This is a genomic window from Cognaticolwellia mytili, assembly GCF_002104475.1.
Taxonomy (GTDB): domain Bacteria; phylum Pseudomonadota; class Gammaproteobacteria; order Enterobacterales; family Alteromonadaceae; genus Cognaticolwellia; species Cognaticolwellia mytili.
Genome location: NZ_NBOF01000004.1, coordinates 376947 through 391184 on the forward strand (window position 1 = coordinate 376947; position 14238 = coordinate 391184).

The 14238-nt window shown below is 38.4% G+C and carries 8 protein-coding genes and 2 tRNA genes; 8 read left to right on the forward strand and 2 right to left on the reverse strand.

What is annotated here, in order from left to right:
* The first annotated feature begins 36 nt into the window (after window positions 1-36).
* The 8 genes from B7C41_RS15220 to purU all read left to right on the forward strand — a co-directional run bounded on the left by B7C41_RS15220 (window position 37) and on the right by purU (window position 13119).
* The gene (locus tag B7C41_RS15220; RefSeq protein WP_085299801.1) at window positions 37-3660 is read left to right on the forward strand and encodes an Ig-like domain-containing protein; all 3624 of its coding nucleotides are present in this window, start codon (window positions 37-39) and stop codon (window positions 3658-3660) included.
* Window positions 3661-3755: 95 nt separating this feature from the next.
* Entirely contained in the window at window positions 3756-5930 is a 2175-nt protein-coding gene (locus B7C41_RS15225) for a type I secretion system permease/ATPase (RefSeq protein ID WP_085299802.1), read from the forward strand.
* On the forward strand, window positions 5927-7300 hold the full coding sequence (locus B7C41_RS15230) for an HlyD family type I secretion periplasmic adaptor subunit (protein ID WP_085299803.1): 1374 nt from the start codon (window positions 5927-5929) through the stop codon (window positions 7298-7300). The genes B7C41_RS15225 and B7C41_RS15230 overlap by 4 nt, the downstream gene beginning before the upstream one ends.
* 43 nt (window positions 7301-7343) lie before the next feature.
* A complete protein-coding gene (locus B7C41_RS15235) occupies window positions 7344-8723 on the forward strand; it encodes a TolC family outer membrane protein (RefSeq protein WP_085299804.1) in 1380 nt (459 codons plus the stop codon).
* The gene (locus tag B7C41_RS15240; protein WP_235839733.1) at window positions 8716-9366 is read left to right on the forward strand and encodes an OmpA family protein; all 651 of its coding nucleotides are present in this window, start codon (window positions 8716-8718) and stop codon (window positions 9364-9366) included. Before B7C41_RS15235 ends, B7C41_RS15240 begins: the two co-directional genes overlap by 8 nt.
* 14 nt (window positions 9367-9380) lie before the next feature.
* A complete protein-coding gene (locus B7C41_RS15245; protein ID WP_085299806.1) occupies window positions 9381-10088 on the forward strand; it encodes a transglutaminase-like cysteine peptidase in 708 nt (235 codons plus the stop codon).
* A gap of 4 nt (window positions 10089-10092) precedes the next feature.
* Window positions 10093-12015: a bifunctional diguanylate cyclase/phosphodiesterase gene (locus B7C41_RS15250; RefSeq protein ID WP_085299807.1), complete on the forward strand. Its 1923-nt coding sequence runs from the start codon at window positions 10093-10095 to the stop codon at window positions 12013-12015.
* A gap of 225 nt (window positions 12016-12240) precedes the next feature.
* A complete protein-coding gene (purU, locus tag B7C41_RS15255; RefSeq protein ID WP_085299808.1) occupies window positions 12241-13119 on the forward strand; it encodes a formyltetrahydrofolate deformylase in 879 nt (292 codons plus the stop codon).
* 686 nt (window positions 13120-13805) lie between these two features.
* Here the strand turns inward: purU and B7C41_RS15260 are convergent.
* Both B7C41_RS15260 and B7C41_RS15265 read right to left on the reverse strand, forming a co-directional pair.
* A tRNA-Met gene (locus B7C41_RS15260) sits at window positions 13806-13882 on the reverse strand.
* A 190-nt stretch (window positions 13883-14072) separates the two neighbouring features.
* Window positions 14073-14149, reverse strand: a tRNA-Met gene (locus B7C41_RS15265).
* Window positions 14150-14238 lie beyond the last annotated feature (89 nt).

The window sequence follows — 14238 nt, forward strand, 5'->3', positions numbered from 1 at the left end:
TCAAGATTAATAAACCATAAATAGAGACGTTATATCATGCAAAATTACATTAATTCGAAAGACGCTCAGGTTACCATGGTTAAAGGTGCTATTAGCACTGACTCTACTGTTAATAAAACTTTACAGGTTGGTGATATTGTTGAAGCTGGCGCTCGGCTGGTTTTATCAAAGAATAGTGAAATTTTGTTATCTTTTGATGATGGCAGTCAACAACGAGTGTATAACGCTTCTAACGAACTAGACGGCGCTGTTAGTGTTGAGATTATCCCCGCTAATGAGCCTTTAGTTGCGTTCGAAAACATCGATATTAATAATATTCAGAATGAAATATCAGCCATTCAAGACTTGATTGATTCCGGAGAGGATATTGAAGGTCCTGAAACTGCGGCAGGCTTAGTAGCTAACGAGGGAACAAGTTTTGTTACTTTAAATAGAGTAGCTGATGAAACCATAGCTCAAGCAGGTTATGACACCACAGAACAAGCCAATGCTACTATTCTTGTTAGTGACCCAGAAAGTTTATTAACTAATCTACCTACCCCTTCACTTGATCTATTAGATAATGATGAAGCTATTGCTACATTAGAGGACACTATAATAGCAGGTAATGTACTGACGAATGCTTCTAGTTCAAATGGTTCATCGTCGGTGACAGACTTTACTATTGGCGGTATTACGTTTGCTATAGGTACGACGGCGACATTAGCCGAAGGTGATTTAACCTTAAATGCAGATGGTAGTTATACGTTCGTTCCCGCTAGTAATTATAATGGTGCAGTGCCAGTCGTAACTTATACTGTGACAGATGGTGCAGGAGATGCAGATACCTCAACACTAACCATTTCAGTGACACCTGTTTCTGATTTAACAGATGATAATGAAATTGTCAGTACCAATGAAGATGCTAGCATCAGTGGTAATGTCTTAGATAATGGTGAAAGCGCAGACAATCCACTATCATTAACAGGCTTTACTATTGGTGGTGTGACGTATGCCATTGGTGCAACGGCGGCCTTAGCGGAAGGTGATTTAACCTTGAATGCTAACGGTAGCTATACTTTTGTCCCTGCTGATAATTATAACGGTGCAGTACCTGTTGTGACTTATATTGTGACAGATGGTGCCGGTGATATAAATACCTCAACATTAACAATTTCAGTGACGCCTGTTTCTGATTTAACAGATGATAATGAAATTGTCAGTACCAATGAAGATACTAGCATCAGTGGTAATGTATTAAGCAATGGCTCAAGTGCAGATAATCCATTGTCGGTGACAGACTTTACTATTGGCGGCATTACGTTTGCTATTGGTACGACGGCGACATTAGCCGAAGGTAATTTAACCTTAAATGCAGATGGTAGTTATACGTTCGTTCCCGCTGATAATTATAACGGTGCGGTGCCAGTCGTTACTTATACTGTGACAGATGGTGCAGGTGATACAGATACCTCAACACTAACCATTTCAGTGACGCCGGTGTCAGACTTGACTGACGATAACGAAGTGGTTAGTACGCCAGAAGACACGAATATCAGTGGTAATGTATTAAACAATGGTGCAAGCGCAGACAATCCATTGTCGGTGACAGACTTTACTATTGGCGGTATTACGTTTGCTATAGGTACGACGGCGGCATTAGCTGAAGGTGATTTAACCTTAAATGCAGATGGTAGTTATACGTTTGTTCCCGCTAGTAATTATAATGGTGCAGTGCCAGTCGTAACTTATACTGTGACAGATGGCGCAGGAGATACAGATACCTCAACACTAACCATTTCAGTGACGCCGGTGTCAACTCCAATACCAACACCGAATACCGCGCCAGTTGCTGAAGATGATAGCTTTAGTGTTGATGAAGGAACCAGTGTTTCTGGTAATGTTATTAGCCATAACGATGGTGATGGCGCTGTCGATAGTGATCCTGAAGGGGATACACTGAGTATTACTCATATTAATGGCGTCGCGTTAAGTTTTGATGCCAGTGTCGATAGCGGTTATGTCACAGTGAATGTTGAAGGTGGCACGTTACGTATCAATGCCCAAGGTGATTTTACTTATACTCATACGAGTAGTAATACTACCCCAGCTAACTTTAATTATACCATCAATGATGGAGCATCAAGTGCTGATGCGACGGTAACTATTGGTGTTACACCAACACCGAATACCGCGCCAGTTGCTGAAGATGATAGCTTTAGTGTTGATGAAGGAACCAGTGTTTCTGGTAATGTTATTAGCCATAACGATGGTGATGGCGCTGTCGATAGTGATCCTGAAGGGGATACACTGAGTATTACTCATATTAATGGCGTCGCGTTAAGTTTTGATGCCAGTGTCGATAGCGGTTATGTCACAGTGAATGTTGAAGGTGGCACGTTACGTATCAATGCCCAAGGTGATTTTACTTATACTCATACGAGTAGTAATACTACCCCAGCTAACTTTAATTATACCATCAATGATGGAGCATCAAGTGCTGATGCGACGGTAACTATTGGTGTTACACCAACACCGAATACCGCGCTGATAGCAGAAGATGATCGGTTTGTTATAACCGAAAATAATGCTGTTTCTGGTAATGTTATTAGCCATAACGATGGTGATGGAGCGGTTGACACCGGCACTTTTGGCAATACCTTAAATATCACCCACGTTAATGGCGTCGCGTTAAATTTTGAGGCTGCTATCGATAGCGGTTATGTCACGGTGAATGTCGAAGGCGGCACGTTACGTATCAATGCCCAAGGTGATTTTACTTATACAAGTCTTACAGGAACTCTTGCTCCAAATGATTTTCCGACTTTCGAATATACGATAAGTGACAGTCTATCAAGTGATAATGCGACTGTGACTATCGACTTCTCCCCCGATGCTTTTGATGATCGTAATTTCGTTGCTTTTAAAACCAATGAAGTTAATGGTATTACGGAAAGTACAAAAAGTCGGGTTAAAGGTAATGTTATAGATCGTGAAAGTTCGGGTGATCAGTCAGACAGTTCACCCGACGGCATAATTAGTTTGATGAAAATTGATTTTGGTGGACAAACTTATGAATTTCAATCTGGAATCACTGAGCTTGACATCGCATATGAAGTTAATGGTGTTGAAGTTGGTATCTTACATATTGAAAGTTCTGGGTATTACTTATTTACTCTTAATGCAGGGGTTGATGCTAATCTTATTCCAGCATCACTTGAGTTTGTTTACACCATTCAAGATGGGGATACAATAAACCCTGAAACAGATCAGGCAACGTTAACTATAGGTTTTTATAATGTTGGACCGGCTAGTACTCCTGGAACTTTAATTGATGACGGAGGACTGATTGACTTATCATTCAATGACGAAAATATTGATATTGTTATAGGAAACGAAGAAGGAAACTCTATCATTTCACCAGACTTAAGTGATCTTTTTGCCAATGAACATGCTGATGTTATCGACGATTATATCACCACCGATGAGCATCAAGATAAAGAAAATACGATTGCTAATGATGAATTGCCTTTAGCTGATATTGAGCAAGCAGAAGCAAAATTAGATTCGGAAGCAACGGTAGTCAATGGCTTCTTAGCTGAAGGAGCAACTTTACAAAGTGATGCATCAGTTGAAAATGTTCCACAACTAACAGAACTAGACTCTACCGATATTTTATAAAATGTAGTGAATATTAGTAAATGATTACAATGACCTAATGATGTAATATAGTAATATGTTATTAGGTTAGACGTTTTTAAGGAAGATAATACTCAGTGCAATCTACCGTGCAACCATCAGCTCAATGGACCATTAACGCCGCTCAAAACCTAAGCTCAGATCCTTTATTGGATAGCTTGGTGCTGTTAACTGAGCATTTTGGAAATCCATGCTCTGGCGACGCTCTTTCCGCTGGCTTACCTATTAATACTACTAACCTTACCCCAGAGTTACTACCGCAAGCCGCTTCTCGTGCGGGGTTAAGCGCTAAACTGGTACGTAAAGGTTTAAACGAACTACCGTCAATGTTGCTGCCATGCATATTGATGTTAAAAGATAAGAAAGCATTGGTATTGCAAGAGCTTAATGTTGAAAAAAATAGAGCTATTGTTTCTCTACCTGAAACGGGAGGTGAAGAGCAATTAACCATTGAAGAGTTGGAATCGAGCTTTGTTGGTTATTTATTTTTAGTCAAACAGCAGTATCGCGGTGATCGAAATTTTGACGTTTACGTTGATAACGCTAAAGAACATTGGTTATGGCAAAAAATTAAAAATGTTTCTTCAATCTATCGAGATGTGATTATCGCTTCAATAATGGTTAATATATTTGCCTTAGTTTCGCCATTATTTGTGATGAATATTTATGACAAAGTTATTCCTAACTTGGCTTTTGAATCACTCTGGGTACTTGCCATTGGCGCTGGTGTTGCTTACATTTTTGATTTTATACTAAAGCAATTACGTGGTTATTTAATTGATGTTGCTGGTAAAAAAATTGACATTGAAGTGTCGTCAAAACTATTTGCCAAAGTCATTGGTGTGCCACTTGAAAAGCGCTCTCCTAGTGTTGGAGGCATGGCGAAACAATTAAGTGAATTTGATAGCGTTAGAGAATTTCTGTCTTCCGCTACGATAAGCGCTTTAGTCGATTTGCCTTTTGCATTATTGTTTATGCTTTGTATTTGGCTTGTTGCCGGAGATTTAGTGCTATTTCCGCTTGTGGCTGCGGTTCTCATTATTACTTATACCTTGTTAAATCAGAAGAAACTTCGGCTAGCGGTAGAAGAGAGTAATAAATTTTCTAGTTTACGGCATGGGCATTTAATCGAGTGTTTAAGCGCTCTGGAATCTATCAAAGCCAATGGTGCTGAAGGTGTAGTACAAAATGCTTGGCAGCAGATGATAGGCCACACTGCAAATTGGCTGCTTAAATCTAAAATTATTACCAACTCCGTACTTAATTTTGCCAGTTTTATTGTACAAGTCTCTGTCGTTGGGGTTGTTGTCTTGGGTGTTTATCGTGTCTCTGATAATCTAATTTCAATGGGGGGAATTATTGCTTCAGTGATGCTAACGGGCAGAGCAATATCGCCGATTGCAAAATTGGCGGGTTTAATGACTCGCTCAAATCAAACTTTTAGTGCTTTAAGGCAACTAGATACCTTGATGGCAGAAGATGGCGAGTTTGAAGATAAGGCACACTTGGCCAGCAAAACTAAGCTTTCAGGAAGTATTAGTGCGGAAAAAATATCTTTTAAATACCCGAATGCTGACCAGACATTTTTACACCAGATGTCAGTCAATATCAAGCAGGGGGAAAGGGTTGCTATTGTTGGGCATAATGGCTCAGGTAAAACAACCTTAGCAAAACTGTTACTGGGCCTTTATCAACCAACGCAAGGCAGTATACAGTTTGATGGTTTGAACCATCAACAAATTCATCCAAGTGATTTGCGTAGGAACTTTGGCTATTTACCACAAGATATAACACTTTTTCATGGCTCTATTCGTGACAATATACTTTTTGGCACCAGACAGGTCACTGAATATCAGCTTATAAGAGCTGTGCAGCTATCCGGTGTTAATGTTTTTACTGATAATGACTCACAAGGCTTAGATCAGCAAGTCGGTGAAAGTGGTAGTGCGTTATCCCGTGGACAAAGACAATCAATCGTGTTAGCTCGAGCAATATTGAACTCGCCACAAATATTATTGTTAGATGAACCAACGGCTAGCTTAGATGCTAGAGCAGAAAAACAATTTATAAAATCCATTAATGCGACGGCAAAAGATAGAACCTTATTGCTGATCACCCATAAAATGGACTTATTAAAAATGGTCGATCGAATTATAGTCTTAGAAAAAGGAAAACTCGTTATTGATGGACCCAAAGATCAGGTGCTAGCCAAGCTAAAAACTGGCCAATTACATCAAGAGATGAGCCAATGAAGGTCAGTCAGCAAGATTTAGAAATGGCAGATGATGTATACGGAGCTATGCTGACGGAAGTTCCTAGCCTACACCGACTAACTATTTGGGCGATGGCTGCGTTATTGGTGAGTTTTCTTATTTGGTCTTATTTTTCTTCGCTACAACAAGTAACGTCCGGCATGGGGAAGGTTATCCCTTCAACACAGGTGCAAATTATACAAAGTTTGGATGGTGGCGTGTTGCAACAACTCTTTGTTCAAGAAGGTATGCAAGTTAGTAAAGGGCAACCGATAGCTAGAATTGACGATACACGCTTTCGCTCAGATTTTGCGGAGCAAAAACAAGAAGTCAGTAGTTTAAGAGCCAATGTTATTAGGCTTAGGGCTGAGCTAGCAAGTGTATTAATTGGTAACAATGCACAGTGGCAACGACAAATAGAAATAAATAAAAAGCTACCCGTTTATCCTGAAGATCTTAAAAAAAATGCCCTGTTAATGGTGAAAAGACAGCAAGAAGAGTATATCGGCAGGCTTGATAATTTGACTAATCAGGTAGCGATTCAAGGTCAACAAATACAGCAAAGAGAACAGGAAATAGCTGAGTTAGATTCGAAAATCAATACCTTGCAAATTAGCTATTCGATAGCGACTAAAGAACTTGAATTAACTCGACCATTAGCAGAGAAAAACATTGTTTCTAAAATTGAATTATATAAATTGGAGCGTAGTGTTAATGAGCTAAAGGGGGAGTTGGGTGCGGTACGTTTGTTATTACCAAAATTAAAATCTGCACGGCAGGAGTCTATATTAAACCGTCGAGAAACTGTTTTAGTTTATAGAACGGAAACGAGAGCAGAGCTTAATGAGCTGCAAAATACATTATCAAGAATTAATGAAGCACAAGTGGGAACACAAGATAAAGTTAATAAGGCACAAATTTTATCCCCCGTTGTCGGTACCATAAAAACAATACATATTAATACCTTAGGCGGTGTAGTTAAGCCAGGAGAAACTATAGTTGAAATTGTTCCAACTGAAGATAAGTTAATGGTTGAAGCAAAAATAAAACCGCGAGATATAGGTTTTATTTATCCTGGGTTGCCAGCCGTAGTTAAAATTACCGCTTATGATTTTACTCGATATGGTGGGCTATCTGGTAAGGTTGAGCATATTAGTGCTGATACTACGCAAGATGAAGAGGGCAATAGCTTTTATTTAATTAGAGTACGTACAGATGCCTCAAGTATCAAAAATAAAAATAATGAGGAAATGGCAATCATTCCCGGAATGTTAACCCAAGTTGATGTTATTACCGGTGAACGAACAATATTAGAATATATTTTGAACCCCATTTTACGAGCAAATGAAGCGGCATTGAGGGAAAGATAATGCTTCGTTACGAAAGAAAAATAACATAATGTATGGAATCTTTATGGGTAAAGTTATTAATAAAAAAATAATGGTTGGCGTGGTTAGTTTATGCGCATTATTTCCTGGTTCTATCAATGCGCAAAGTTTAGAAGAAGCTGTTGCTCAGGCGCTTGATTCGCACCCTGAAATTCGACAGTCTTTTGCTCGGTTTAAATCAAAAGAAGAGGATGTGAATAGAGCCTCTGCAGGTTATTTACCCACTGTTGATTTAACCGCTGGGTATGGTTATGAATATACCAATACCCCAGGTAACCGTAGAAGTGATCTTGGTACTGGCGATGGTGAAACTGAATTAGCACGCGGTGAGTTTGGAATTAGCATTAGGCAAATTTTATTTGACGGTATGCTTACCATGAGTGAAGTTGAGCGGACAACTTTTGAAGCCGATGCTGAAAGGTGGACATTATTCGCTACAGCAGAAGATATTGCTTTACGGGTAAGCAAGGCTTATTTGAATTTCTTACAAGCAGAACAAGTCGTTGAGCTTTCAGAGAAAAATATTGCAACGCACCAAGAAATCTATGCCCAAATTAAAGAGCGCACAGATTCCGGCTTGGGAAATATTGCTGATTTATCTCAAATTACCGGTAGATTAGCTAGGGCACAATCGAACCTGATATCTGCGCGTAATAACCATTTAGATGCAAAAACGCAATTTATCCGCTTAACCAATACTCAGCCTGAAGCGTTAGTTTTACCCGTGCCCGATGCAGATATGTTGCCTAAAAATAAAGGCAGTGGTTTAAAGTTAGCTATAGAACGCCATCCCGTCATAAAGTCTGCTTTGCAAGATATTAAAGCTGCACGCTCGTTCAAAAAAGCAGTTAAGTCTAAGTACTATCCTACTTTATCTTTAGAGCTTGCAGCAAATGCTGATAACGATATAGCAGGAGAAAGTGGCCTCAACCGGCTAGGACCTAATGTTGGCGGACATCGTAATGATGCAACAGCTATGCTGCGCTTAAGATATAATTTTTATGCTGGTGGCAAGGATGTAGCAAGTGAACGAGGGGCTGCTTATAAAGTATCAGAAGCACAAGAAATTAATTACAGTGCACATCGACAAGTGACCGAGAGCTATGAACTTGCTTGGAATGCCTATGAAATGTTGGGTTTACAAAAGGAATATATCAAACAACATATTATTACCTCGAATGAAACTCAGCTAGCTTATAAAGAACAATTTAGTTTAGGACAAAGAAATTTACTGGACTTACTTGATACTGAAAATGAACTTTTTGGCGCTCGCAAAGATTATTTAGAAGCAAGTTTTAATGAGTTAAGTGCTAGATACCGTTTATTAAATGCAACAGGACAATTGCTTGATTCATTACGAGTAACACGCTCAACAACATGGCAAGGGGAGCATGATTATGAGTAAGTATCTTTCAATAAATTGTGAATCGAAGTTTGCGACTGCATTAAGGCGGATGATTATTGTTTTTAGCACTGTACTTATAACATCTTGTGCTCAGAGTGACATCATTATGCAAGAAGATACGGTAGTACAAACTCATAATTTAGATGACTATGATCATGACGGTGTCATTGAAGCCAGAGATAAATGCGATGGTACTGTACTAGGAGCTAGCATTGATAATGCTGGCTGCGGTAGTCAAACGCCAAGCACAGAACCACTAAAAATTAACCTCAAGTTTGCTAATAACTCTTATTCTTTGCCAAATAACGCTGATGAGCAAATAAGAAAGTTGGCTGAACTCCTCAAAAATACTCCCAATTTACAAGTAAATATAGAGGGTCATACCAGTAACGTAGGTGGAATTGCTCTTAATCAGCAGCTGTCTGATAAAAGAGCTAAAATTTTAGCTGCCGTACTTATTAATGATTATAATATTCCTCCCGAACGGGTATCTACTATCGGCTATGGCTTCGAAAAATTAGAAGCGAAAGGTGATACAGATGAAGCTCATGCGGCTAACCGTCGAACTATGGCAGAGTTGACTCATGTTAAATATGTTGATGACATGAAATGGACAATTTATACGGTTGTTGAAACACTGTAAGTGCCATGAGTAATATGAAGATAAAACGCTTTTTTTTCGTGACGCTATTAAAGCCAATTAAAATACTTCTCTTCAGTATGGCATTGATATCAATACTTAATGCAAGCCCTGAAAAGCCACTTGATAGTAAAAAAATAGTAGCAGCGTTGGAGAAAAATTACGGTGCTAGAGCCGGTAAACGTGGTAAAGCTTGGATAAAATTGATGGAGCCGGAGCCATCTACAACTGAAATAGAACAGTTAAAGAAGGTGAATCGTTTTTTTAACTTATTTCGGTTTATTGACGATATTAAGCTTTGGGGAGTAAGCAATTATTGGGCAACGCCAGTCGAATTTATTGGGGTGAATGGCGGTGATTGTGAAGATTACTCTATAGCGAAGTATTTCACCCTATTAGAGCTAGGGGTGCCGGATGAAAAAATGCGTATTACTATGGTTAAAGCGACTAAACTTAATCAATACCATATGGTGCTTGCATACTATGACACACCAGCCTCGATGCCGTTAATATTAGATAACCTGGATGGCGTGATTAAACCAGCTAATCAGCGTAATGACCTTATTCCTGTGTATAGCTTTAACGCTAGTCAACTGTGGTTAAACAAGGAAAAAGGGCGAGGAGTACTCAGTGGAAAATCATCACAACTTAAAAACTGGCGCGATTTGCGTCAACGTATAACGACTTCAAAACTTAAACAACCAAAGCTAAAGATGGAGTTTTAATAAAATGACCTTATTTAGAGAAATAAACTCATTGCTGTTTGGACTTTTCTTGTTAGTCATGTCTAGCCTAGTTTATTTTCAGTTTACACAAACGCGTGATTTCATGGAACAACAGATGGAGTCGGATTTAAATAATACAGTCACCTCACTTGGCTTAATGCTACAGCCTCATATTGAAACTGGCGATATGGCTACTGCAGAAACCTTAGTTAATGTTATTTTTGAAGGTGGATTTTATCGTAAAGTTACGCTTAAGTGGCTAGTAGATGGTAAAGAACAGGTTTGGGAAAACCCCGTTATTATTGAAGAAGTACCGCAATGGTTTGTTGAATTAGACTTATTTGAAAAACAAACAAGAGAAACTTTGATCACTTCGGGTTGGTTGCAATTGGCAACGCTTGAAGTTGAAGGACACCCGGCATTAGGTTATCGAGGACTGTGGCGAGTCATGAATGATACGTTGATGATATTATCGTTATTATTCATCATTTCTATTGTTATTTTAAGAATTAGGCTTAACCGTATTTTAAAGCCTTTGCAGAATATAGCGTTACAAGCGAAAGGAATCGCTCAGCGAAAATTCGGCCAAGATATGGCGCTGCCAAAAACAGCAGAATTGAAAGATGTTGTTGTTGCAATGAATTTAATGTCAGGGCAACTTAAGCAAGTTTTCTCAACTCTAGACCAAGAAGTTAATGAACTGAAAAAAGACAAACTAATTGATCAAGTGTCTGAATTGCCAAATCGTCAATATTTAACAGCCCAAACTCATAACTGGCTTAATGAACCAGGCTATGGTGGCCTTATTTTGGCACAATTTGAATGGTTAGAAGATATTCATAGTAAATATGGCTATCAAGGCCGTGATGAGATTATAAAAGCATTGTCAGATAGAATGAAAGTGGAACTACCAATAATAGCTGACTGTATTATTGCGCGTATTACTAATACTGAGTTTGCATTTTTGATCACCAGAGGCGAGCATCACCAAATTGAAATATATTTACAAACGTTGATCCGAATAATTAATCAAGAAATTACCAAAGCAGGTTGTACGCCAAACACTAGGTTTGCTCTGGGGGTTAGTCAGCGTATTGATGATATGAAACCATCTGATTTAATGTCGCAATCTGACAATGCTTTACAGTTTGCACGCAGAGAAAACAAGATAAGCCATTGGATTGATGTAAAACAGCCACAAAAATATAACAGAGAGCAGTGGCGTAATAAATTAGAAGACGCTATTGATAATAGTCATTTTGTTTTTCAGTGGCAATCAGTTACCAAGATGGAATCACCTGATGTAATACACCGTGAAATATATTGTCGTTTGAATATTGATGACAAAGTAGTGAGTGCAGCCGAGTTTATGCCATTTATTGAGCTATTGTCATTAGGTAGTCAACTTGATAAGTGTTTATTAGAGACGATCGAACAACAAAAAATATTAGAATTAACGCCACAACCTGTTGCAATAAACCTCACGCACGATAGTTTACTTGATGCAGATTTTTTACTATGGATAAAAGCGTTTCTTAGAAAATCAAATCATGTTGATCGTATACTTTTTGAAATGCCTGAGTCAGCAATTATTCATTCATTTGAGCAATGCAATAATGTCGCACAAGCTATAACCTCAGCAGGGGCAAAAGTAGGAATAGATCAATGTGGACGACAAATTGGCTCACTTGATTATCTACAAAAAATACAGCCTTATTATATTAAACTGGATCAATCGTTTTCTTTTTATGAGAAGTCTAACCAGAGTAACGAGTTATGTCGTGCATTAATTAATGTTGCCAAGGGCTCAAACATTCAGGTAATTATTACCGGCATTGAAGATCAAGCGCAACTGGATAACTTTTCATTGTTAAGACCTGATGGTTACCAAGGGTATATATTGCCGCCAGAAGAGCTTTCTCTATAACAGTTTCACTAAATGGCTAGGCTAAAAATAGAAGATGTTAAATTCATTTGTTGGAAATCAATGTTTACTATTGAATGGCAAATGTGCTGATACGTTTAATTTTTCTGTCTAAAGTTGTGACAGAGCTATGTTATTTTGTCAGCTACAATTTATTGATGATAGTTTTGTAAATCAATATATCGGTAATTATTACGTTAAAACTTTAAATAAAAAATAGGATCAAAAATGTCCGATATCAAAACAGTATCGCAAACTCATATTATTACAGCAGACTGCCCTAGCCAACCCGGAACTGTTGACGTAGTTACACGTTTTTTGTTTGAACAAGGGTTTTATATCAATGAAATTCATTCGTTTGATGATACCGATGAAAAGCGCTTCTTTATACGAATAGAGTTTAGGCCTGATTCAGCAATGTCATTTGATCGAGAAACTTTTTGCAGCGAATTTGAGCAAAGAGCTAGCGAGTTCGATATGCAATGGCAATTAGCATCACGCCCAAAAAAATCTAAAGTGGTAATTATGGTATCGAAACACGATCATTGCTTAAATGATTTGTTATATCGTTATCGCACTGGTGATCTTGATATCGAAATTCCAGCAATTATTTCTAATCATCCGGACCTCGAAGACTTGGCAAAATGGCATGGTATACCATACTATCATCTACCTATCAGCAAAGAAACGAAAGTTGAGCAAGAAGCTAAAGTCTGGCAAATAATTCAAAGTTGCGAAGCAGACCTAGTTGTTTTAGCACGTTATATGCAAGTGCTTTCCAGCGATATGTGCAAAAAGCTTGCAGGTAGAGCGATTAATATTCACCATTCATTATTACCTGGTTTTAAGGGGGCGAGACCATATTATCAAGCCTATGACCGTGGTATAAAATTAGTGGGAGCGACTGCGCATTATGTAAGTGATGACCTTGATGAAGGGCCTATCATAAGTCAAGGAGTTGAAACAGTTGATCATGGCTATTATCCTAAAGACTTAGCGGCAAAAGGACGTGATATTGAATGTTTAACGTTGTCTCGAGCAGTACGTTGCCATATTGAGCACAGGATCTTCTTACATGGCAAGAAAACAGTAGTATTTTCAAAGTAACCTAAACTCTGGCTAATGAGAATGGAAAAAAATCATTTCAAAGTATTACCAAAGCTTTAATCTACAGTAGTGGCTTTTATGTCGAGTTCAATGCGCTTAAGTGTGCCCAATAACGAGCTATTGATGACTTGAACAGCGTAGAAATGGATTTTAATAGTGCTACTGTAGCACTTTGCTTACCCAGAGCTCAGGTTAAGTAGATATAATCAATGACAAGCTCTATAAATATTTAACTAAGCTTCGTCGTTGATTTTTACGTAAAGGAGAGTTAATAGTGAAAATCGATATCTCTATAGAAGTTGCATTTATCTAGTTTAAATTATTATAGAAAATTTATTGTTGGAATCGTTATTTTTGAAACGAATAAATTAATAACACTATAAAAGAGATTGGTTGCGGGAGCTGTTATTTCTGAAGAGGGTGAACTGACGATTTTAGATCGTACGCCCAATATGATGTGTATTTGATCTCTAACACCATAAAAGAGATTGGTTGCGGGAGCTGTTATTTCTGAAGAGAGTGAACTGACGGCTTTAGATCGTACGCCCAATATAATGTATATTTAGTCTTTGACACTATAAAATAGATTGCTTTCAGGAGTTGTTATTTCTGAAGAGAATGACTGACGATTTTAGGTCGTACGCCCAATATGATGTGTATTTGGTCTCTGACACTATAAAGTAGATTGGTTGCGGGAGCCAGATTTGAACTGACGACCTTCGGGTTATGAGCCCGACGAGCTACCAGGCTGCTCCATCCCGCGTCCGAATGACTTGATAATTAATACCAAGAAAGCCTATAACTATTTAATTCTGTTATAAAAGAATTACAAATTTAAACTTTTGTAAGAAGTTGGTTGCGAGAGCCACTATTTCCGAAGAAAGTAAACTGACGACCTCAGGTCGTACGCCCGATATAATATTTATTTAGTCTCTTATACTATAAGAAGAGATTGGTTGCGGGAGCCAGATTTGAACTGACGACCTTCGGGTTATGAGCCCGACGAGCTACCAGGCTGCTCCATCCCGCGTCCGAATGACCTACATGAAGTAGGAAAGCCAAGTTGTTTTAATTCAAACTTAAGAATACTTTTAAATCGCAATTACTTGCTCCTTGAAA

Coding starts and splice junctions, on each gene's coding strand:
- B7C41_RS15220 (WP_085299801.1), top strand. CDS start 37: ATGCAAAATTACATTAATTCGAAAGACGCTCAGGTTACCATGGTTAAA.
- B7C41_RS15230 (WP_085299803.1), top strand. CDS start 5,927: ATGAAGGTCAGTCAGCAAGATTTAGAAATGGCAGATGATGTATACGGA.
- B7C41_RS15235 (WP_085299804.1), top strand. CDS start 7,344: ATGGGTAAAGTTATTAATAAAAAAATAATGGTTGGCGTGGTTAGTTTA.
- B7C41_RS15240 (WP_235839733.1), top strand. CDS start 8,716: ATGAGTAAGTATCTTTCAATAAATTGTGAATCGAAGTTTGCGACTGCA.
- B7C41_RS15245 (WP_085299806.1), top strand. CDS start 9,381: ATGAAGATAAAACGCTTTTTTTTCGTGACGCTATTAAAGCCAATTAAA.
- B7C41_RS15250 (WP_085299807.1), top strand. CDS start 10,093: ATGACCTTATTTAGAGAAATAAACTCATTGCTGTTTGGACTTTTCTTG.
- purU (WP_085299808.1), top strand. CDS start 12,241: ATGTCCGATATCAAAACAGTATCGCAAACTCATATTATTACAGCAGAC.